The 21,040-nt window shown below is 40.5% G+C and carries 21 protein-coding genes and 1 pseudogene; 6 read left to right on the forward strand and 16 right to left on the reverse strand.

All coding sequences use genetic code 11. The features are described from left to right. The first annotated feature begins 23 nt into the window (after positions 1-23). Positions 24-1,079: an amino acid ABC transporter substrate-binding protein gene (locus ACQY1X_RS06515; protein ID WP_430015497.1), complete on the forward strand. Its 1,056-nt coding sequence runs from the start codon at positions 24-26 to the stop codon at positions 1,077-1,079. Between the two features lie 2 nt (positions 1,080-1,081). Here the strand turns inward: ACQY1X_RS06515 and ACQY1X_RS06520 are convergent, their stop codons facing one another. Next, positions 1,082-1,969: a lipid kinase gene (locus ACQY1X_RS06520; protein WP_002732954.1), complete on the reverse strand. Its 888-nt coding sequence runs from the start codon at positions 1,967-1,969 to the stop codon at positions 1,082-1,084. 214 nt (positions 1,970-2,183) lie between these two features. Between ACQY1X_RS06520 and ACQY1X_RS06525 the strand changes: the two are divergent. After that, positions 2,184-2,825 (forward strand): annotated as a pseudogene (locus ACQY1X_RS06525) (PEP-CTERM sorting domain-containing protein). A gap of 276 nt (positions 2,826-3,101) precedes the next feature. On the opposite strand, the gene ACQY1X_RS06530 reads toward ACQY1X_RS06525, so the two are convergent. Further along, on the reverse strand, positions 3,102-3,677 hold the full coding sequence (locus ACQY1X_RS06530) for a Uma2 family endonuclease (RefSeq protein WP_430014209.1): 576 nt from the start codon (positions 3,675-3,677) through the stop codon (positions 3,102-3,104). Positions 3,678-3,968: 291 nt separating this feature from the next. On the opposite strand from ACQY1X_RS06530, the gene ACQY1X_RS06535 reads away from it, so the two are divergent. Further along, positions 3,969-5,191, forward strand: a protein-coding gene (locus ACQY1X_RS06535; protein WP_420065268.1) for an ISAzo13-like element ISMae28 family transposase whose coding sequence is annotated in 2 segments (ribosomal slippage) — positions 3,969-4,449 and positions 4,449-5,191 — 1,224 coding nt in all. Because the reading frame shifts where the segments join, the coding sequence is not laid out codon by codon here. Positions 5,192-5,377: 186 nt separating this feature from the next. On the opposite strand, the gene ACQY1X_RS06540 is transcribed toward ACQY1X_RS06535, so the two are convergent. From ACQY1X_RS06540 to ACQY1X_RS06560, 5 genes are all read right to left on the reverse strand, one after another. Continuing rightward, positions 5,378-6,010: a Uma2 family endonuclease gene (locus ACQY1X_RS06540; RefSeq protein WP_430014210.1), complete on the reverse strand. Its 633-nt coding sequence runs from the start codon at positions 6,008-6,010 to the stop codon at positions 5,378-5,380. 48 nt (positions 6,011-6,058) lie between these two features. Then, positions 6,059-7,585: a GldG family protein gene (locus ACQY1X_RS06545; RefSeq protein WP_430014211.1), complete on the reverse strand. Its 1,527-nt coding sequence runs from the start codon at positions 7,583-7,585 to the stop codon at positions 6,059-6,061. Between the two features lie 2 nt (positions 7,586-7,587). Next, complete coding sequence (locus tag ACQY1X_RS06550) at positions 7,588-8,418, reverse strand: ABC transporter permease (RefSeq protein WP_002775196.1); 831 nt, start codon at positions 8,416-8,418, stop codon at positions 7,588-7,590. Next, positions 8,408-9,349 (reverse strand): ABC transporter ATP-binding protein, encoded by a 942-nt coding sequence (locus ACQY1X_RS06555; protein ID WP_002746691.1) that lies wholly within the window; start codon positions 9,347-9,349, stop codon positions 8,408-8,410. Before ACQY1X_RS06555 ends, ACQY1X_RS06550 begins: the two co-directional genes overlap by 11 nt. A gap of 258 nt (positions 9,350-9,607) precedes the next feature. Beyond that, positions 9,608-10,588, reverse strand: coding sequence for an ABC transporter ATP-binding protein (locus ACQY1X_RS06560; RefSeq protein WP_430014213.1), 981 nt, complete (start codon positions 10,586-10,588; stop codon positions 9,608-9,610). 292 nt (positions 10,589-10,880) lie between these two features. Here ACQY1X_RS06560 and ACQY1X_RS06565 point away from each other — a divergent pair, with 292 nt between their 5' ends. Next, complete coding sequence (locus ACQY1X_RS06565) at positions 10,881-11,747, forward strand: alpha/beta fold hydrolase (protein WP_430014214.1); 867 nt, start codon at positions 10,881-10,883, stop codon at positions 11,745-11,747. Positions 11,748-12,184: 437 nt separating this feature from the next. Here ACQY1X_RS06565 and ACQY1X_RS06570 read toward each other — a convergent pair whose 3' ends face one another. From ACQY1X_RS06570 to ACQY1X_RS06580, 3 genes are all read right to left on the reverse strand, one after another. Then, positions 12,185-12,469, reverse strand: coding sequence for a hypothetical protein (locus tag ACQY1X_RS06570; protein ID WP_002733645.1), 285 nt, complete (start codon positions 12,467-12,469; stop codon positions 12,185-12,187). A gap of 72 nt (positions 12,470-12,541) precedes the next feature. Beyond that, positions 12,542-12,811 (reverse strand): hypothetical protein, encoded by a 270-nt coding sequence (locus ACQY1X_RS06575; RefSeq protein ID WP_430014215.1) that lies wholly within the window; start codon positions 12,809-12,811, stop codon positions 12,542-12,544. A gap of 23 nt (positions 12,812-12,834) precedes the next feature. Then, on the reverse strand, positions 12,835-13,242 hold the full coding sequence (locus ACQY1X_RS06580; RefSeq protein ID WP_430015498.1) for a hypothetical protein: 408 nt from the start codon (positions 13,240-13,242) through the stop codon (positions 12,835-12,837). Between the two features lie 175 nt (positions 13,243-13,417). On the opposite strand from ACQY1X_RS06580, the gene ACQY1X_RS06585 reads away from it, so the two are divergent. Beyond that, entirely contained in the window at positions 13,418-13,816 is a 399-nt protein-coding gene (locus ACQY1X_RS06585; protein ID WP_253845321.1) for a hypothetical protein, read from the forward strand. A gap of 412 nt (positions 13,817-14,228) precedes the next feature. After that, entirely contained in the window at positions 14,229-14,528 is a 300-nt protein-coding gene (locus ACQY1X_RS06590) for a DUF4282 domain-containing protein (protein ID WP_430014217.1), read from the forward strand. A gap of 116 nt (positions 14,529-14,644) precedes the next feature. Here ACQY1X_RS06590 and ACQY1X_RS06595 read toward each other — a convergent pair whose 3' ends face one another. The 6 genes from ACQY1X_RS06595 to ACQY1X_RS06620 form a co-directional block, all read right to left on the reverse strand. After that, positions 14,645-15,139 (reverse strand): pentapeptide repeat-containing protein, encoded by a 495-nt coding sequence (locus tag ACQY1X_RS06595; RefSeq protein WP_316578230.1) that lies wholly within the window; start codon positions 15,137-15,139, stop codon positions 14,645-14,647. A gap of 383 nt (positions 15,140-15,522) precedes the next feature. Beyond that, the gene (locus tag ACQY1X_RS06600; protein ID WP_130758240.1) at positions 15,523-16,215 is read right to left on the reverse strand and encodes a hypothetical protein; all 693 of its coding nucleotides are present in this window, start codon (positions 16,213-16,215) and stop codon (positions 15,523-15,525) included. Positions 16,216-16,217: 2 nt separating this feature from the next. Then, positions 16,218-17,471, reverse strand: a complete 1,254-nt coding sequence (locus ACQY1X_RS06605; protein ID WP_430014218.1) for a GUN4 domain-containing protein — start codon at positions 17,469-17,471, stop codon at positions 16,218-16,220. After that, complete coding sequence (locus ACQY1X_RS06610; protein WP_430014219.1) at positions 17,472-18,317, reverse strand: S1 family peptidase; 846 nt, start codon at positions 18,315-18,317, stop codon at positions 17,472-17,474. A gap of 14 nt (positions 18,318-18,331) precedes the next feature. Then, positions 18,332-18,892, reverse strand: coding sequence for a COP23 domain-containing protein (locus ACQY1X_RS06615; protein WP_430015499.1), 561 nt, complete (start codon positions 18,890-18,892; stop codon positions 18,332-18,334). A gap of 211 nt (positions 18,893-19,103) precedes the next feature. Then, positions 19,104-20,975 carry a protein kinase domain-containing protein gene (locus ACQY1X_RS06620; RefSeq protein ID WP_430015500.1) on the reverse strand — a complete coding sequence of 624 codons (1,872 nt, stop codon included), beginning with the start codon at positions 20,973-20,975 and terminating at the stop codon, positions 19,104-19,106. Positions 20,976-21,040: the final 65 nt, after the last annotated feature.

The raw sequence follows: 21,040 nt of genomic DNA on the forward strand, positions 1-21,040 counted from the left end.
AAAAAATTTTTCAGAGAATATCTATGCTAAAGTGGCGTTTTTGTGCATTGTCCCTGCTGTTACTGCTAATTACTGCCTGTGGGACGGAAAATCAACCCAATTCTAGTTCTAACACCGCAAGTAGTCCCGATGCTGGCCGTTTGCAAACGGTGAAAAATCGCGGTAAGTTAATTTGTGGTATTAACGGAGAAGTGCCGGGGTTTAGCTTTGTTAATGAAAAAGGCGAATATTCGGGCTTAGATGTGCAAATTTGTCGAGCTATCGCGGCGGCTCTCTTTGATGATCCCGCCAAAGTCGAATATCGTAAACTTAGTCCCCAAGAGAGATTTACTGCTGTACAGACGGGAGAAGTGGACATTCTCAGTCGCAACACCACCTGGACGATTAACCGGGATACCGCTCTGGGGATGGAGTTTATCACCCCGGTTTTCTATGATGGTCAAGGAATTATGGCCACGAAAGCCAGTAATATTAAGAAATTAGAAGATTTGAGCGGAAAGTCCCTTTGTGTGCTATCTGGAACCACCACGGAACAAAATCTGGCCGATGCCATGGCAAAAGCGGGAGTGCAAGGTTATAAACCGATCGTTTCCGATGATGTGGAGGCCTTATATACAGCTTATCAGGCGGGGCGCTGTCAGGCTGTCACCTCCGATCGCTCCCAATTGGTGGCCCGGCGCTCGGTTTTTCCCCGACCGCAGGATCATCAATTATTAGAAGTGGTAATATCTAAGGAACCCTTGGCCCCGGCCGTGGCCGATGGTGATCCCGCTTGGTCGAATGCCGTCCGCTCGATCGTTTTTAGTTTAATTCAAGGGGAAGAATTTGGAATTAACTCCCAAAATATTGCCACTTTTGCCGATAGCAAAGACCCCAGTATTCGGCGCTTTTTGGGTATCGATGAGAAGTTAGGTGAAGATATGGGTTTGCCCAATGATTTTGCCCAAAGAGTCTTAAAAAAGGTGGGTAATTACGGTGAAATTTATGATCGTGAAATTGGTAAACCCCTGCAACTCGATCGAGGTTTAAATAATCTTTGGACAAAGGGCGGTTTATTGTATTCTCCTCCTTTTCGTTAATTTTAAGATTGTGTTTTCTGGCGGGGAATATAGACCCCTATGGCTGCTGGAATAACCCGAAATATGGCGGGAGTAGTGCTAGTAATTTCGCCATCGGTGTTGATACTATGGGGTTTACGAGTCTCAATTTGAATTTCTTTACCGTTAAGAGTTCTCACCCAAGATAATAAACCCTGTTGTCCTCGCGGTAATGTCCACAAAAGCGGGAAAATTTGCCACCAGTGTTCAATTTCTAGGCTATATAAATCTAACCTTTGATCGTCGATTTGGGCATCGTAAGCGATCGGCATTCCTCCCCCATAATAACGACCATTTCCGATCGCTATTTGTAGGGTTTTAACTTTGATATTTTCTCCATCAATACCGATCATAGCGGTAAAAGGACGGGTTTTACTTAATACCTGTAGGGCTGTCCAAGCATAGGCCAAAATTCCCAAACGTCGCTTTAAACCCTTGCTCAGTTTCTGGGTAATTTTCACACTTAATCCTAAACTAGCCACGTTGAAAAAGTATTTATTATTTACCCAACCTAGATCGATATATTTTAAATTACCTTCGGCAATAATTCGACAGGCTTCGGCAATAGAATTCGGTATCCCTAAAGTCCGGGCTAAATCATTAGCCGTTCCCAGAGGTATAATGCCTAGGGGCAGTTGAGTTTCTACCAACACATCCGCCATAGCATTAAGAGTCCCATCGCCACCACCGACGATAACTAAATCAATACTAGAGCGATATTTTTCCAGCAAAAAAGGTATATCTTCTACCTTTTTCAAAGGGACGCTGATAATTTCAAAATCCCAATGATTGAGCAGATCAACAGTTTGAGCAAAGTTTTCTTTACCCTTGCGCGAGTGACGATTGATTAGTAGTAAAGCTCTTTTAGTCATAGGTAAGTTTCTCAGTAGCATCAATATCTGAAGATAAACCAAGTTGGATAAGGCTTTTAGACTTTTTTCTCCTCAAAAAGTGTGGCTCTCTTATTCTTTGTGTGATCTCGCGTAGCGAGCGCGTTGCGACCAGTTTAACTTACTATAGAAGCGATCAATCTTTGTGTCCTCTGTGTTTCTGTGGTTCCTTCCACTCGCTCGCCAGCAGGACTGTATCTTAGAATACATTTTACCCACCAAACCTAAGAGAGCCAATGGAGGCGGCTCTAAATACTGGGACAAGAAATATAATGGTACTGGAAACACGTCGGTAAATTATGCTCCTCTCAGTGGAGGAGTTGGAGATCTAACTGATGGCATAATTCCTACACAAAACTGGAATGATGTAGAAGTTGCAGACGGTACAGGACCTTATGTTGGTTAGGAAAACCGGAATCCTGTCATTACTTTTAACTTTGCTGGCACAGTAAATATAAACGCAGTTACTGTATATGTGGATGACGCAAATGGTTTTGGTGCTGTTTCCGTACCGCAAAGTATATTATTAAGTATGGGTGGCTCTAATTATAATTCGGGGTCTCTTACTGATCCTCCTACTGCAGCGCCAACATCCTATACTTTTTCAGGATTAAATTTTAGTGGTAGTTCCCTACAACTTACTCTAAATCGGCGCACTGCCTGGGTCTTTGCCAGCGAAGTTACTTTTGATGGCGAACTTTTGGGTGTCCAACCAGTTCCCGAACCCACCTCAACCCTCAGCCTCCTCGCTCTCGGCACTCTCGGTGCAGCTTCAACCCTGAAACGCAAACTAAAACCCTCCCAATCCACCGAAAAAGAAACCACAAAAGTCGGCTAAATTGTTTCTAAAATACCATAAATTCCCCTTTATTTAGTCAATTGAGTAGGGGCATTTATATCATATTTTTATGTTATCTTGAGGGTATTTATACCGCTTTGCGGAAGGCAAAAGTCTTATACCACAAGCTTTTCATGTTCCTAATTTTTACAATCCAAATCAATCATTAATGCTACCAGTATAAAATAATTAAAAAATAAGTCCACATCCCTATAACTTTGACAACTTTACTCTTCTGGAATAAACTGATAAACCAAACGATGCTGACAGAACAAATTAAACCTTTAGCCAAGCAAAAATATCCACTGCTGATATTGACCAACGTTCTAAACCTTTAATCACTGCTAAAGGCTCATTATTTCCTTCAGTTGCAATATGTACTTTCGGTAATCCTGTTTGAAAAACGGTGACTGACTTTGCTGAAGGATCAATCAACCAACCTAATTCTGTTCCTTGTTGTAAACAGAAAATAATCTTTTCCATCCCTAAGGTAACAGATTGTTCAGGAGACATAATTTCAATAATCCTATCGGGATAACGTAAAAATTGATCGGCCATTTCTTCATCTAGATCTCTTGGCAAATTCTCCCAACGAATCACCGCAATATCTGGCACAATTGAACGTTCTGCAAAAGTACAACGCAATTCAGGTAGAGCATAAGCTAATTTTTGAGGTTTAGTCTGTTGATTAATGGCAGAGGCTAACTCAAATTGTAAGATGCTGTGTTTTCCTTTGGGCATAGGTTTTTGAGTGACAATTCCATGATAATATTCCCTAGCAGGCTTAGTTTCTGGAAGGGCAAGAAATACTTCGAGGGAAAGAGCTTGTTTATCTTCTATTGTGGCAAACATTAATTGATTTCTCCGCTCTTGAGTTGTTTTCTATTATAAGCTCCTGACTCCTTACTCTCAGGACAATTTTTGATTTTTGCCATAAGTCCAATCTAAAAATACGGGTTTTTCTTTAAGCTCTAGCACGAAAAATTTGATTAGGGGACTTCCAAAAAATAAACTATTCATTCTCAAGAATAATAATCATTCTCGGAGTGTGGGAGGTAGGGATCGATGGTTGCCCCCTCCTTCCAATTTTGTAGTAGAATTAATCCTGTACATTATTAATCAAGTTTTTCTTTTTAAGAATATATGGAATTAACTGATTCCCTCAAGAAATTGCTCAGTGAAACTGCACTTCAATTAAAAGGTGCAGCTAAAAGAAGATTCATGGCGCAAACAGTCTTAGAATTAGGCTATGGGGGACAAACCCTTGCTGCACAGGAGTTAGGCTGGAATCGAACTACTATTCGTAAAGGAATTAAAGAACTAAAAAGAGGCATTATTTGTGTTGATAATCATTCAGCTAAGGGGCGGAAAAAAGCAGAAGAACATTTACCTTTTCTATTGGAAAACATCAAAAATTTAGTGGATTCTCAAAGCCAAACTGACCCAAGTTTTAAAAGCCAAAGGCTTTATGTGAGACTGAGTGCGGCCGAAGTCCGAAAGCAATTAATCTCTAAATATGGGTACAGTGATGAGGATTTACCGAGCGAGGAAACTATTCGGGTTAAATTAAATAACTTAGGTTATCGTCTGAAAAGAGTCGCTAAAGTTTTACCTCAAAAAAAATTCCAGAAACCGAGGCAATCTTTGAGGAATTAGCTAACATTAATCGGGAAGCGGATGAAGACCCTACGATGTTACGTCTTAGTTTAGATGCCAAAGCCCGTGTTAATATTGGACTGTTTGATCGAGGAGGTAAAAATAGAATAACTGTCGAAACAAACGATCATGATTTTAATCCGAAAACAACCCTAACCCCTTACGGAATATTTATTCCAGAATTTGATGAGTTGTTTTTGTATTTCACTACCTCCACAGTCACCAGTGACTTTATTGTTGATATATTAGAGGATTTCTGGGAATCTGAAAAATCTCGTTTTGAGAAAATTAAAACTTTGATAATTAATCAAGATAATGGATCAGAAAATAATTCGAGACGAACTCAGTTTATGAAACGTATAGTTGAGTTTTCCCAAAAATATCAAGTTAATATACGTTTAGCTTACTATCCCCCCTACCATAGTAAATATAATCCTATTGAACGAACCTGGGCTGTGTTAGAAAACCATTGGAATGGGAGTATTTTAGATGAAATCGAAACAGCTTTGAAATTCGCCCAAACTATGACTTGGAAAGGAAAACACCCGATTGTTAAGTTGATTACTGAAACTTACGAAAAAGGAGTAAAGCTTACTAAAAAAGCCATGGAAAAAATCGAAGAAAAAATCGAACGTCTCACAGAATCAACGAATCAAGACTTTCCCGATTTGGGGCAATGGTTTATTGATATTTATTATGATAAGACCTAGTTTGTAGTTAACTAAGATGGTTAGCTAAAAACTGTATTTGATTCTTTAACTTGTCCTTGTTATACTCGAAAAAGCTCGGAAGTATAAAAGTTTATGCTGCTATTTTTTTTTCGGAAAAATAGGTTGTAATGGGAGACTCTTTGTTTTCCTAGACAAAAATAATTACTTTTTCAAAAAAACACTTTTCTATTTTTTTGTTGGGTATTTTATTCTCTGGAAGTCCCTAGCCGTGAGGTTTAACTCTGGAAAAACCCCTGAAATAAGACGTTGATCCTGTTTAAATAAATTACCTTGATATTCTCCATCGATTAATTGATAGATAGAAATGGTGGGTTCTTTGGGGCTGCCGATATATCGGGCCGAACCTTTGGCTAAATAATCGATAATCCAATATTCGGCAATTCCTAATTGTTCGTAGTCGTCGAATTTTTTCAGATAATCATCTCGCCAATTGGAACTGACAATTTCAATAATTAATTTAGCTGATGTTGCCAAAGAAATTGAGGAAGCGGTTTCCCAATAGGGATCATTAACTAGATTTTCTCTGTCTAAGACAATAATATCGGGTAGATAACCCGTATGGGGGCGAAGGGGTTTTACTGCCGCAGTATTGGGGATAAAATAGGGTAATTGCTGCCGATTTATCTCTAAGAATAGGGTTCCAGAAACAAATCCGCCAATTTCTTCGTGTTTTCCGATCGGTCGCATCATAGCCAATAATTTTCCTGCGATTAATTCGTATTGTTGTCCATCATCGGGATATTGATTAATATAGTCATCAAAAGTCAACAATTGGGGGATAGTTTGGGTTGTGGTCATGGCAGTTAGGGGAATTAAGAGAGATGATTTTTCTAGATTCTAACTCGATTAACGACGTTGCCACCAAGTCAATCCAGCTAGGGTAAATCCTACTAAAGGCATTACTACCATCGCTATCCAAAAAATAGCGTTAGCTTGCAGGGGATTTAAATTGATTCTTCTATTTTCTGGTTCCTTAGCTCGGATAGATAAGGTGGCTGTTTCACCACTGGCTAACCACTGCACAGAATTTAAAAATATATCTCCGTTTAACTGTTGTTCAAACAGTCCATCGCTGGCAAAGCTGGCATTACCAATCACGATTAATTTACCTTTTTTTCCAGCCAGAGCAACTCCTAGATCAAAGGGGCCAGCTAAATCTTTTTCAGGGTTAAACTGGAGATTCTGATCATTTAAATCACTCTCAGCCCACATTTTATCATTAGTAATCATTAAAGATACGGCTTCAATTCCTTCGATGGGAACGGTAGCGATGGGACGAGCAAAGGGAAAGATAGAAATACCGTTAGCAAAATCCTGGGTAATGGGATGATTACCGTAATTGGTAATAATGGGACTAGCCGGACCTAAACCGATGATTTCCCCAGCACCGGAAGCATCAATAATAATCCGATTATCTAGTTTCACACCCCAAGAGGTTAATAAGGGTTCTAATCCGGTTTCGGTTTGGGGGTCAATCATTAATAAAATTTTGCCCCCTTGCTCAAGATAGTTTTTTAACGCGGTGACTTCCTGGGGAAATATTTTTCTTTTGGGACTGGCAATAATAATGACATCGGCATTATTGGGAATGGTGGAACGTTCCACTAGATTAAGTGGTTTTACTTGATAACCTTTTGCTTCTAAACTATTGACTGTTTGCACTAATCCACCTTGAGGCTCTTTGATGGCATTTTCTCCATGACCTTGCAGAAAGTAAGCGGTTAAAGTGCGATCGGTTTTAGCGGTTTCGATGGCGTTACTCAGTTTCGCTTCCGTGAGACTTTCCTCTTCACTAATAGTTTTCAGAGGCTGTTTTTTGTCACCATACTGTAGATAGACTCTGGACAAATTATCATCGGCTAGTTTTTTGAATTCTTGAGCGATATTGGGTTTTTTCTCCGGGTTAACTATCTCGTACTGAAATTGGGGATTTTTGCGTTGATAATTGGCTAAAAGTTCCTGTTCGTTGCCACTGATTCCCCGGGTTGAAAAAATCCAGACTTTGATTGGTTTTGACAGATTGGTTAATAGTCTTTCGGTTTGGGGGGATAAACTAAAGATTTGGTTTTCGGTTAAATCAACTCGATAGGGATAACGGAGGGCGAGAAAGTTAATTAAACCGATAACACCGAGGACAATAATAGTAGTAATGAGGGTTTGAGTGCCAGTGCGGGTACTTCTTTTTTGCCAAAAGTCTTTGGAAGTGATTACTAATAACAACAGCCACCCTAGAAACAGAATAGCCCCGGCAATTAATAACCCCAGAGAGAGGGATGACCATTGACCGGAGATTAACCCTACGGTTAAGCCGGCACTAGCCAGAAAGAGGGCGGGTATATAGAGAAATTTACCGTATTTTTGCCAGGATCTCATAGTTAGTTTCTTTGATAACGGTCTGCTTCGATCGCTTGAGTAGTTAGGAAGATTCCCAGCAGAATATAACTGAGGAGGATGACTAAACTACTACTGTCAAAAATTCCCCGCACGAAATTGTTAAAGGGTTGATACCAAGATAGATGGGAGAGCAATTCTTTCAAGAAAAATCCGATCTGTTCTCCCACTTCTCCTCCAATGCGATCTCGAAAGAAGGTTTCGGCATTGTTAGCAATTACATCCAGTATCCAGATAAATAAGATGGTGATAAAGGTGATGATGTAAGCAAGAATAGAACTATTGGTGAGGGAAGATATAAACATCCCGATGGCTAGGATGGCCGCTGCCAGTAAAATTAATCCTAGATGAGCTAGTAAAATACTGGCTATATTCACCGGGGGAACTGCGCTACTAAAAACTACTATTTCGTAAATCCAGAGGGGGGTAATCATCACGGTAAAAAAGGCCAGCACTCCCAATAATTTACCGATGGCTATACTCCAATTAGTCAGGGGGGAAGTGGCTAAAAGTTCTAGGGTTCCCTGTTTTTTTTCCTCTGCGTATAATCCCATAGACAGGGCCGGCAAAATTACCAACAATAAAGAGGATAAGATAATGCCGATGAAAGTGGTCAGAAATTCAGATACCGTATCTCTGGCTACTAGAAATCCCGATTGTTCCTGAATACCAATATCGAGAATAATGCCGTAGAGAAGGGAGTTAAAGAAAAATCCCGCCACTAACCAAAATATCCCCATAATGATATAGGCATTGGCGGCGGTAAAATAGCTTTGAAATTCCTTGCGAAAAATCGCCCAGATATTATTGATCATGCCTCTCCTCTTGGTGGTTACTTTCCCCGCTGCCGATTACTTCCAGAAAGATATCTTCTAGGGTTTTACGCGTGCGACGCATTTCTAATAGGTTATAACCATTGTTGACAACTATTCTAGCAAGTTCTGCCCCTAGATTTGTCCCCGCTTGACCAACAATTTTGAGCAGGTTATCGCCGACTTTTGCTGCTTGCTCGACTTGCGGCAGTTGTTGAAGGATTTCTAGCAGGGAATCCCTATCACCTTCGATCTCAATTTCATAACTGGAACCAGCAGGGGTAGCGGTAGTAATATTATTGGCTACGATGCGACCCCGATTAATAATTGTCGCTCGATCGCAGGTAATACTCACTTCTGGTAAAATATGAGTGGAGAGAATAATTGTATGTTCTCCCGCTAAACTTTTAATTAGATTTCTCACCTCGATAATCTGTTTCGGATCCAATCCTACTGTCGGTTCATCTAAAATAATTACTGGTGGATCGTGTACAATCGCTTGGGCAATTCCCACACGCTGTTTATAACCCTTGGATAACTTGCGGATAATAACTTTTCTTTTTTCTAGTAACTGACATTTGCCTAACACTAAATCTACCCGCGCTTTTCTATCCCCCGATGAGATGCCTTTAATCCGTGCCACAAAATCAAGAAAACCTTCCACGGTCATCTCTGGATACAAGGGGGGATTTTCGGGAAGATAACCAATGCGACGACGCACTTCTAAGGATTGTTGATGCACATCGTATCCTGCTATCCTTGCTGTTCCTGTCGTGGCAGGAATATACCCAGATAAAATCCTCATAGTTGTGGTTTTTCCCGCTCCATTCGGTCCCAAGAAACCGAGTATTTCTCCTTTTTCTACGGTAAAATCCACGTCACTAATTGCCGTGGTCGAACCATAAATTTTACTCAGATGTTCCACTTCAATCATAAGCTTTATCAGTTATCAGTTATCAGTTATCAGTTATCAGTTATCAGTTATCAGTTATCAGTTACCAGATGTGAGTTTTCAGTCAATAGTGTTAAGTGACAAGTTCGGAGCTTTCTTTTAACTCGACGGAATCTAAAACCTAATTTGTTAAGCTAGAAGATTTTATGGACTTAGTTTCTAACCTTCTTTTTGGGTAGGAGAATTGCCAGATTCTTTCTTTTGCCTCTTGCCTCTTGCCTCTTGCCTCTTGCCTACTGCTCACTGATAACTGATTTTTCCCAGACTATGATCGCGATTAATTTCTACCACTATATCCGCTTGTTTGAGCAGGGGGGGCAGAAACAATTGCGGATGTAAACTTTTCCAAAAATACTTGACAAATTCCTCGATTTCTGATGGGGTCATACCTCCTTTTGTTTCGGCCGCCTGTCGCCATTGTAAACTGTAACGGTAGTCAAGGGGATAAAGAATCAGTAAGCGATCGATTTTTGACCAGAGGGGTAGATATTCTCGCAATCTTTGATTATTATCCCTGGCGAATTGTCGGTCTTCCTCGCTATTAATCGGATCGGGGGCATGATCAAAGACTGTTTCTTCTACTGGATTCATGCCCACAAACCAACCCTCGAAAAAAAGAACATCAACTCGTTCCACTTGTTCCGCTGCAATTCTATCTCCTTGTCCTCGATGCAGGGACTTGTCAAACCGCGGGATTAAAATCGGACTTTCTTGCTGACAAACCTGTTCTAAAACTTTAATTCCTAATGCTATATCATGAGTACCCGGTGGACCACGCCAGCGCAATCTTTCATCCTTTTGACGCAATTTTATTCGCTCATTATAGGTCTTATAAATATCATCTAAAGAGAGATTATTTACTTTTAAATCAAAATAGGCTAAAATAATCGACATTATGGATGTTACGGTGGTCTTTCCCGTGCCTTGGGGAGCCAAAATGCCTTGAATCAACGGTTTTGCGTGGCTGCGTAGCTCTAGCGCCCAGGGAATCCACAAGCGCCAACAGCTGATCAAAATCTGATTTGGCTGATTTATCCCTAACTCCTGACATTTTTGCCAGACTCGCGGCCAGAGAATCGTTAATAGTTCCGCCCTTTCCTGTAGGATGAGAGGGTTAGTCTGCTGAAAATTTAAGGATTCGATCGCTAGTAATTCTTCTAGATCCGCCTCAGTTAAGGGATTTTTGTCGATTAATCCCTGTAAAATCGTCAAAATCTTCATAGCTGTTATCAGAATTAGCAAAAAACTGTCCCTGTTATTCAGGAGTAATTATCTAGGGTTAGCCACCCATACTAGGAGATTAATCCCGCTCAAGATTTTTTTGAGAGTGTTTTTTAGGGTTATTTGCCCAAAAATGAAGGGTTTGCAGGCAGGCACGGATTTCTATCATATATGTAAGTATATGTCAAGTTCCGTTTTTGGTCAAGGGGTTTGGTCAAAAATCTCTAGCTTTGTCTCCAGTTTCTCAATCGGTTAGACTAAGAATTATTAACATTACTTAACAAAACACCAGATGAATACAGCTGCTCTGACAATCAGGCAAAATTGGCAATGGCAAGGAAATTCGATACACTATGTGCAAGCGGGTACTAGAGTTGCGGGAAAACCCCCTTTACTATTAGTCCACGGTTTTGGCGCTTCCACCGACCATTGGCGAAAAAATGTGCAAGGTTTGGTCTCAGAATGGGAAGTATGGGCGATCGATCTGTTAGGATTTGGTAGATCAGCTAAACCGGATCTTGTCTATAGTGGCAATCTTTGGCAGCAACAATTAAACGATTTTATCAAGGAAGTTGTGGGCCAACCGACGGTTTTAGCGGGTAATTCTCTGGGGGGTTACGCTTCTCTCTGTGTAGCTGCTAATCATTCCGAGAATGTTCGGGGATTAATTCTCCTCAATAGTGCTGGTCCCTTTAGCGATACAGAAAGCAATCGTCAGCCTAATTTAGCACAAAAACTACTGCGATCAGTCTTGCTGCAACCCTGGGCTAGTTATCTCTTATTTCTCTATACCCGTCAACCCAAAACTATCCGTAAAACCCTAGAGAAAGTATATCTCGATCGCAGTGCCATTACCGAGCAGTTAATAGAAGATATCCGTCGTCCTTCCCTGGATGCGGGAGCAGCCAAAGTTTTTGCTTCTGTGTTTAAATCTCCCCGGGGGGAAAATGTGGATATTCTCCTGCAAAAGTTAAGTTGTCCCCTGTTGATGTTATGGGGTGAGGGGGACCCTTGGATGAATACTAGGGAACGCGGGGCCAAATTCCGTCAATACTATCCTTCTCTCACAGAATATTATCTAACTGCCGGTCATTGTCCCCACGATGAAATTCCCACAGAGGTTAACCAGTTGATTAGTGATTGGATGAAAAGCTTATAGAACCGATTTGGTATCTTTTATAATGTAGATGCTAGGCTGAAAAGGTGAAGCGAAAACCTTGTCCATTATTAGGTTGCAGGGAAGAGAGTCTGTAGCCTATTTAACGGCAATAAGTACCTAAGCAAAATTAATTACACATATCTAACCACCTCTTGCCTCTTGCCTTTCTTCATTAGGAAATTTATTTTGCACGACTACTTACTGGCTCTTCGTTACTTGTTATGGTTCGATAGGGGGGCATAAATTGACTAAATCCTTCTCTGGCAAGAGACTTAATTGATGAGTTCGCTCTAGATAAAAAACAATTGACAAAAATCGCCAAATGCCTTTCTAAATAAGGTTTTCATCCCTTATAACCCCAGTCCATTGCATAACACAAACCGAAGAACCGCGATATAGCTCTTTGTCCCTTGATGTAATCCTTCAACCGATAGCGGTTAATTTGCATTAGCTCTTCTATATTTTTTTGGGAACATTTGATGTAGCTGGAGCCAATGATAGAAATGTTGACCCACATAAAAACTGCTGTGTCTGCGTTGACCTTTATATCTTTTTTCAGGTCTTGTAACATATTTTTGGATTCCCATATCCTTAATTTTTTTACCTTGCAGTGTGGCACTTGTATAGGCGATAGCTATAACAATTATCAGCTTTGATAAGTATTGCGGTGCTAATTGAGAACCTTCTAAGCTATAGCCTCCCGACTTAAAATTTCGGAACATCTCCTCAATATCAAATCTTTTTTGATAGGCAATTATTGCCGTCTCTAAATCCCCAAAATTTGTCAGAATATATCAAGGTTCTTTTGTTTGAAAACCCCCATAGGTTTTTTTCCACTTACCAGCTAAGTTAAACTGGACAAATCCCTGCTCTTTTGTAATATTGACATCATTTAAAAATAGTTGAGTTCCTGGACTTAAACCTAACTCTCTCATTTCTTGATAAATTCCTTCTTTTGTCTTGACATTTGTACTTTTTTTTTGTCTTAAACAAAAGTATAAACTCTGCTTCTGAAGCCACTTTCCAAGACTGACCGAGCAAAATTCTCTATCTCCTAACACCACGATTTTATGACCTGATAGCACCGTCAATATTTTCCCAATACTCGCTGCTGTTCTTCGAGATTACTACTTCCTTTTTTATCTAATATCTCCCAATAGATTGGCATGGCTCTCTTGTCGTAAATTAGACTCACCATCAAGATATTTATTGCTCCCAAACTTGTCTGGTCTATGGCAATATACGCTAATCCTTTTGTTGTGAATCTCTGCTGCTGTTTTAACATCTCTTTTAGGCAGAGAAACCAGATTTTTTCAATATTCAGAATTTCCAGCTTTAAAAATCTTTTTAGTTTTTTTCTCCGACTCTCAAACAGGATTGGTATTGGTAAGGCTTCAGCTAATATCTCTAACTTAGCTTGCTTTAGTATTTGCAAGGTTCCAACTATCATTAACAACAGTAGATATCTGGCTCGTCCCAGTTCATTTTTTAACACTTTCTGGTATAGTTCACTTATCATTTTCGTTATTTAGGTCATATATGGTAAATATGACTTATCTTTTTTTGGAGTCCGTATCTGTATTCCGTGCTACATAAGCTTTTCAGCTTGCTTGTCCCCCTGTCAGGTTTCTGCTAAGTGTCAAGCTTCCTTAGATAGAACGCAAGCTAAATTGAAGAAAGCTAAGGCATGGAGTTGGCAACTAAATGCTAATGGTGGAAAAACAGCATCTGAATTTAGTATAGAGCTTTTGAATTCACCGAATGCTGTCAGATATAATGGACGAAACAATCCTTGGAAAGCAACCAGAAATAAGATAGTAAACATAACAGTCGGTGAACCAGGATTAAACAATGTTGGCAATTCCCCCAAATTTATGGAATCAATCAGTCAAGACATCATATTTTCTTGTTCGGATGTTGTATTGATTAAGTTTTGGCTAGGATATGAATGGGGACCAGAAGTCGGTCTTCTTCAAGATGGAAATGTTAGAGTTTTTAAATGTTTGAGTGAGGATAATAGGAATTATGGTGAAGGTTTTCCTTGGGGATATGATGATTGTTGCTGCTAATTATTAGACATCTCCAAAAATTATCACCGGCTCATAGCTTGCTTTGGGCTATGTACTAACTAAACAGTTCGATAAGTCTTGATATTACCCTTAGATTCTTGTTGATTTAGATGGAAACAAAACGCGACAAGTGCAGTATGAATGATAATCTTTACAGAAGTCCCCGACAATTAAGTACGTTGAATAATTGTAAACTTTTGTCAAAAAATGCAGTCAGATCAAAGAATCGTCGCTAGACTTCCAGAAAGTTTCTGTTATTTCAGCCTATTGTCATAAATCTACTTCAAGCTTCTGGGTGTGATATACGAAAAATTCTGCGATCGCACCCAAATAGGCTGATATGCCGAAACTTTTCACAGTTCGTTACTCAGACTTCAAAAAATTGCCGTTTATTAAGAGAGGAGCAAGTTAAATGCCGAGTAATTTTTTCAGTTTATTATTCGACCTTTCCTTTTCCAAATTTATTGGAATTAGAATTATTGGTTTAATTTACGGAGTAGGGGGAATTTTTATCTTCCTATTTTCTTTAGGATTTTTGATAGGTGGATTTCAAGCAGGTCCGGGTCAAGGTTTACTGGCTTTTCTCTTGTCCCCAGTTTTATTCCTATCACTCCTGATTAGCTTTCGCATTGTTTTAGAGGGATTTGTGGCCTCACTAAAAACTGCTGAAAATACTTCAGAGCTTGCTGAACACTTCAAACGGCTTCCTTAAGTCTGGAGTTTTTCATCACAAGCTTCTGAAAACAAGTTAAGGTCATGCCAAATCATTAACCCTTAAATGAACTACTCCACTTGATCGTGTAGCAGCGTAGAGTGGTTCATTTTTATTTATTTACACCATGCTGCACTTGCGCTTCCATCCAACCCTGTATAAGTATCACATCTCACACCATTAAAATTAGCGTCTGTCACATCTGCCCCTGTAAAATTAGACCGGGCTATGTCAGCATTTATCAGGCTTGCTCTTTTTAAATTAGCATCCATTAATTTTGCATAGCCCATATAAGCACTATTAAGTCTAGCATTTGATAAATTTGCTCCTATTAATTTGGTGCTATCCAAGTTAGCTCCCGTCAAAATTGCGCCACTTAAATTGGCTTTGGTTAAATCAGAACCACGAAGACTAGCACCACTTAAATCAGCGCCTTGTAGGTTAGCGTGTCTTAGATTTAATCCACTCAAATCTGCACCGCTTAAATCACATCCGGGGCATTGTTTTGTTTGCTTAAATTTCTTTACATGATCGAGATTTTCAGCACCGATAGAACTTACTAAACTCACAGAAGATAGAACGATTATTGAAAAGATGACAGTAAGTTTCATAGCTATTTTACCTCAATTTTTTTTCAAACAAATAAGTAGCTGGTTATAATTAAATTTAAAATGGATTTTAGGTTCGATCCCCCCTGCCCCCCTTGATAAGGGGGGTGCCGATCCCCCCTTAGTCCCCCCTTAATAAGGGGGAATCTGATAATTTTTAACGCCTACCTACTTAAGAAGTAATTATAACATAGTATTTCCCCGATGCGGACAAAAAGGATGCTATCCCTCAGTGCATTTTCTGAGGGCAGTTTATCCTCCACTAACCCTATTAAGTCCAACGAAACTACCTTTGAGATTTTCATTACTAGGGAAATCGCAAAGGTTTTGAGTCATATCAAATAAAAGCCTTTTTTAGTAGGGCTTTTACCTATATTGAGCGAACCCTATCTTGTAACATCGGGATAAGATGGACATTCATAGACTGTTACTTCCTCCTTGTCACAGATTATGCTTCCCAAGAGATTGATGATTCCCAAGGGATCATCGATACGATTACCAGGGCAAACACGCTTTGTTGTTGGTACTTTATTCTTTTCTTCAACAATGGTTGTTGTTTCCACGTATGCTGTGAAGGTTCCCTGGTCAACTATTGTGTTTTTTTCCTTAATCGTATAATCGAAATCGTTTTCTCCCTGTCTGACGATTAGAAATTGTCCATCGTGTCCTGAACCGATGGTTATCTCGGTAATTTGGGAGCCTCTGCCCCGGCTATAATCTCGATCGGTGAAGGGAAAAGGATCGCTCGCCACTCCCCGGCTAACATTTCTAACAATAACCCTTCTGTCCCGACTCGGAGGGAAGGCGGTGGAGGTAAAGCTTGCTTTTACTATACCTTTAGAAAACCCCGGGCATTCACCAGTATATCGGTACATGGGAATCACCAATCTGTTGAGAGAGGGACTTCCTATTATTTCCAAACCAACTTCTGGCGATTCCGTTTGCTTATTCTGTTGTTGTTGGTTGCTGGTGATAATTGGCGGGTAAATATTTATCGCTTGGGTATTTGACGGCAGACAAGTTAGGCAGAAACTTAGGCTGAGAAATTTCAGAGGTGAAATGAAACCGTTATTCATCATAATTAGGGTTCAGATTCGCTTGAGATTATATTCTCTATAATACCTGAGTCTGTGAAACTTAAAGCATCGCATTTTTCCAATCGGTTAAGGAATGTTCCGAAGTCGGAAGCGGCAAGAAGTTTATAGGATGGCAAGTGACCTTTTTTGGCTTCAAGACTGTAGTTGGGGGGATTGGTCAATGGTCCTTCATAGCCACGCCGCCACCCTACCCTCTCTTCAAATTGCTTATAGTCATTTTTTACGCCTCTCCAGATTTCTCCCTGAACGCTAAAGCCAAAATGTCCACTGGAATATTGCACCCAAAGTCGATTAATAATCTTCAGGTCAGAACAAGACAGATTGTTTATGATGTTTCCGTTAAAGTAGGTTTGATCTGTACCTCGAAGCATTAGTTTTTTCGTTTCGGCTTCGGCCTGCTGCCAATTTCCCTGTTCGAGAAGATTGCGAAGTGTCTTAAAGAGATTATTATCGGGCAGCGGAGTGGCTCGACAGTCGTCCACTACTTGGATATTTTGCCAGCTTGCATAAAGATTAATAGGAACGGATGAAAATTCTATAACTGGTATGTTAGGATCTCTTTTGCCACCTCCCCCATTGATTCCTACCAAACAGCCGTTTTCGTGTAATAGTGGACCGCCACTCATTCCGGGTAAAAGTTCGAGTTTATGGGCAATTTGATATCCCCCTGCGGCTTTTCTGTCAGTACCAAGTACATTCCCAGGACCGAAAAATCGCGCACGTCGATCTCGGCTAGTTTTGCTAGGAACTGCCCAGCCAAATACATAAACTTTACTGGAGGCAGATAGCTGTTCTGCATTACCTATTCTAACAGTTTCGTATTCTCTTGTACTAAAAAACTTGAAAATTGCTAAATCAGCATTCGGATGAATTTTTACCGAGGAAATTTCACTTATATACTGTTGTCTGTCAGAAGTTTCAACGCGATATCCAGTAGAGTTGGGCATCGGTTCGGAAGTTGGCTTATTTTCTTGATCGCAGAATTTTGAATTGAGAAACACATGGCAGTTAGTCAGGACAGTATATAAGTATCCTTCCTGTCCTTTAAATATATATTTTTGTTTCTGGACAATTGCTCCAGTACCTGGATTATTACCGTCTATTCTAATTATTTTGACTGTAGTTTGTTTGGCGATTTCTTCAACTTCGCTTTGGGAGAGAGCTAATAAGCCTTGCTGAGTTAATGAAACCGCTATTAATCCAACAATAAGCCAGTTTATTGTAGCTAATATTTTCATCTATTTATCAGATATTACTTTAATAATTTGTTCGCTGGGGATTGCCCAACTTGAGTTATTGATTAGAGTCTGCAAATCCGGCGATGGTTGAGAACCATCTTCATAATTATCGGAGTTTTCCCACAAAACGGGATGTCTGCCGCTGATGCCGACTAATTCTCCCTTTTGATTGAGTAATGGACCTCCGCTCATTCCCTTTTCAAAGTCGCCATTATATCCAATTTGATATCCTCCTTCTAGCGGTTTTTCCAAGAATGCAACTATTTTACCCGGTGTAAAATTAAACTCGTCGTTTAGGCTCTGAGTGCTTTCTCTTGTCTCTTTTTTTTGTATTGACTCATTGGCTGGATAGGCAAATTGTGGCTGCAAATAAAAAGGGAAACCCGCCGCTAACACATATTCCCCTCTCTTTAGGTTAGCGGAGGAACCTAGGCGAGAAGCTACATAAAAGCAGGGGGATTTAAATTGTAGTAAGGCTAGGTCATTCCGAGCCAAATTTGCAGTTTTTACCACTTCTGAAATATGAATCTTTCCGTCAAAAGTTTGAATGCTGTAGGAAAAGTGATTATCCTTGAGAACATGGGCGTTAGTAATCACTTTATAATTGTTGTTTTGGGAGTAAATTATTACTCCAGAACCGATAAATTCTGATTCATATAATATTTTTACTGTGATAACTTTAATCTTATTATATAAAGAATCGATCAAAATTGGTCGAGAAGATGGGCATCCCGACCGAATAATGTGAGGAGCAAAGTAGCTATTATCTGCATCAGTCACTACCCTTAAGGCTGGACTACTGATCAGAAACATTATTAGTAAAAGTTGACATTGGGATTGGTTCACTGCCAAACTTACTCCTAGCGAGGCTCATTTTCTGAAGCTTCGATTATTTCTTCAAGATTGTTAATAAAAGTCTCGACATTAATATTAAGTTCTCCTTCTGAATCATAGGAAAAAGGCTGGTCAGTAAATCTAAATTTTGAAGGATTGCCATAGCGATTCATATTAAATAGTTTTTGGGCAACTTCTTCAGAGTTTACTCCTGCTTTTAGAGTGAATAATACCTCGTTTTTAGCACAACTGCCGCCCTTAACTTTAGGAACACAGATGACGGGATAGCCATTAACATTTGAAGTTTTAACATTGGTCAGCATAGGAGCATATTGATTAAAGCGATCAGAAACCGTGATGCAGCGTTTCCTGTTGTCCCATCCTGAATCGGCAAAGTCGTTAGAAGTCCATTCAATTATCGCTATATTTCTTTTAGGGCGTTTGACAAAGGTATTCCACTTTCCCTGAAGTTGGCCGCAGAAGAACAGTCCCTTTCCTGCGGACTTGCTAGGTTCTGGTAAACTAAAAGTGACCGCACCAGTTAAAAATAACATCGCCAGAATTTGGCATGGCTGTCGGCGTTTCATTCTCAATGACCTCTTTTTTTCGTTTTAGTCGCTAGTCTAACATGGGATTCATCCCAAATCAACTTTTAATAATACGATTAACTCCCGATCGAGCTTTGAAAACCTGCGCCCCGCTTCCCACTTACTTATAGCTATCAGTCATCAGCCTTGAAGACGTTATTAAACAAGATGTAGTATAAAAGCTGGTCAGGATAATCTTGACACCGATAATTCAGAAACTCGGCCGCCAAACTTGGATTTTCTTGTCAAAATTGCTGGCAACAGTACGCCCATCTCCACTGAGGGCGATCATTCTAGGTGAATCGAAAGATTTGGGAGAGGAAGGGGAGTAGCTAAAAATCTCCTTTTTGGTGTTTAGGTTCCATAATCTAATGGTTTCATCGGAACTGCGGCCAGCAATTATCTTGCCATCTTCGCTGATAACTATCAAACAGATATCGGCGGATGACCCTGCTTGGAGAGGAGAATCTTTCCAATCGCTATCTTTCCAAATTCTGATATTTTCTTGGCAACTGCTACTAGCGGCGGTGGTTCCATCGGCACTGACGGCAACCGAGGGGGCTGTCCATGGATTGATAGAGGGAAAAATGCGTGGTTCGTATGGGTTACTGCCTTGTTTTTGCCAAAAACTGATGTCACCGCCCGAATGTCCGCTGACGATAATTGATGCGTCTTGATTGATGGCAAGGGATACCACCTCTTTTTCCACCGGTAGCGTCTCGATTAAATTTCCTGTTGACAGATTCCAGAGTTTAACTGTTGTATCTTTTCCACCAGTAACCAATGTATTGCCATCGGAACTTAAGGCTAGGGCGATCAAACCTCGTTGGTTTGGCAGGGTAATACGTTCTTTCCCCGTTTTTAAATCCCAAACCTTGATTGTGCCATCTTCACTGCTGCTGGCTAATATTTGTTGATCGTTACTTATAGCGATCTCTAAAATAGCTTTTCCTTGTCCTGCTATGGTTTTTTTCCGTTTTCCAGTTGCCACGTCCCACAGGTAGATGTTCCCTTTCTCATCCCCACCTAGCAAAGTTTGACCATCTTCGTCTAGTACAAAAGAATTAATCTGGCTCGACGGCTCAATCAAGGGAAGTTCTTTAACCGTTGGTTCATTTGGGAACAAGTAATCCAACCACGGTTTTATTATTGGATGGCCAAACCCAAAAGAAAACCCACCAGTTATAACAATAAAAATTACCCAGAACCAACGTTCAAACCTCGATGGCGGGAGAATTTTGGTATCAGGAGGAACAACAACAGATGTTTTTTCCCGTCCAGCGGAACCAGGCAAGTCGGTTAACATTTCTTGAGCAGAGGTGAAGCGATCGCGGGGGTGGAAACGGACAGCGCGATCGATAACGGCGGCTAAATTCGAGGGTCGGTGGGGCGCATCTTTTCGCCAGAGGATTTCACCGGTGTTGGGGTCGCTGGTGAGAGCTTGAGGAGTTTTGCCCGTCAGCAGGAAAATTGCGGTTAGACCCAAGCTGTAGAGGTCGCTGGAGCGAACTGGATGGCCAGCTGCTTGTTCTGATGCCATGTAGCCAGGAGTTCCCAATGGGACTGTTTTATTGCCGCCATTGATATTGTTCACCTCTTTGAAAATACCAAAATCAATGAGAACCGGTTTACCGTCGCTGGCCCGCAGGATGATATTGTCGGGTTTGATGTCCCGGTGGATGATTCCTCGGCCGTGGATGTAGTCGAGGACGGGTAGGAGTTCTCGCAAAATTTTTTCTACTTCCGCTTCCGAGAGGTTGCCTTCTCGTTGGTGTTTTTGACTGAGGGTGATCCCTTCAATCCATTCTTGGACGAAGAAGAAATTTTCCCCTTCTGAAAAGTACTCGTAAAGTTGGGGAATTTGTCGGTTATTTCGCCCTAATTCTTCTAAAATAGCGGCTTCTCGCTGGAAACGTTTTTCAAACCAACCGGGAGTTGGTGCTGTGTTAGTTGTATCATCTGGCTTTAGTTGCTTGATTACACATTTACGGCGGGAGGGCATACGAGTATCGATCGCGAGGAAAGTTTCGCCAAAACCGCCTCTACCTAGTTGTTCCAAGATTTCATAGCGATTGTTTAGCATTTAATAGCGACTCTCTAATAGGAATGCTGTCATTTTAAAATGGATAAACTTCGTGCGGGTGATTT

The organism is Microcystis protocystis FBCC-A270, assembly GCF_050500235.1.
In the GTDB taxonomy this organism is placed as follows: domain Bacteria; phylum Cyanobacteriota; class Cyanobacteriia; order Cyanobacteriales; family Microcystaceae; genus Microcystis; species Microcystis ichthyoblabe_A.

Coding starts and splice junctions, on each gene's coding strand:
- ACQY1X_RS06590 (WP_430014217.1), top strand. CDS start 14,229: ATGCCGAGTAATTTTTTCAGTTTATTATTCGACCTTTCCTTTTCCAAA.
- ACQY1X_RS06540 (WP_430014210.1), bottom strand. CDS start 6,010: ATGACCACAACCCAAACTATCCCCCAATTGTTGACTTTTGATGACTAT.
- ACQY1X_RS06530 (WP_430014209.1), bottom strand. CDS start 3,677: ATGTTTGCCACAATAGAAGATAAACAAGCTCTTTCCCTCGAAGTATTT.
- ACQY1X_RS06565 (WP_430014214.1), top strand. CDS start 10,881: ATGAATACAGCTGCTCTGACAATCAGGCAAAATTGGCAATGGCAAGGA.
- ACQY1X_RS06595 (WP_316578230.1), bottom strand. CDS start 15,139: ATGAAACTTACTGTCATCTTTTCAATAATCGTTCTATCTTCTGTGAGT.
- ACQY1X_RS06620 (WP_430015500.1), bottom strand. CDS start 20,975: ATGCTAAACAATCGCTATGAAATCTTGGAACAACTAGGTAGAGGCGGT.
- ACQY1X_RS06560 (WP_430014213.1), bottom strand. CDS start 10,588: ATGAAGATTTTGACGATTTTACAGGGATTAATCGACAAAAATCCCTTA.
- ACQY1X_RS06555 (WP_002746691.1), bottom strand. CDS start 9,349: ATGATTGAAGTGGAACATCTGAGTAAAATTTATGGTTCGACCACGGCA.
- ACQY1X_RS06600 (WP_130758240.1), bottom strand. CDS start 16,215: ATGATGAATAACGGTTTCATTTCACCTCTGAAATTTCTCAGCCTAAGT.
- ACQY1X_RS06520 (WP_002732954.1), bottom strand. CDS start 1,969: ATGACTAAAAGAGCTTTACTACTAATCAATCGTCACTCGCGCAAGGGT.
- ACQY1X_RS06605 (WP_430014218.1), bottom strand. CDS start 17,471: ATGAAAATATTAGCTACAATAAACTGGCTTATTGTTGGATTAATAGCG.
- ACQY1X_RS06545 (WP_430014211.1), bottom strand. CDS start 7,585: ATGAGATCCTGGCAAAAATACGGTAAATTTCTCTATATACCCGCCCTC.
- ACQY1X_RS06615 (WP_430015499.1), bottom strand. CDS start 18,892: ATGAAACGCCGACAGCCATGCCAAATTCTGGCGATGTTATTTTTAACT.
- ACQY1X_RS06550 (WP_002775196.1), bottom strand. CDS start 8,418: ATGATCAATAATATCTGGGCGATTTTTCGCAAGGAATTTCAAAGCTAT.
- ACQY1X_RS06515 (WP_430015497.1), top strand. CDS start 24: ATGCTAAAGTGGCGTTTTTGTGCATTGTCCCTGCTGTTACTGCTAATT.
- ACQY1X_RS06570 (WP_002733645.1), bottom strand. CDS start 12,469: ATGTTCCGAAATTTTAAGTCGGGAGGCTATAGCTTAGAAGGTTCTCAA.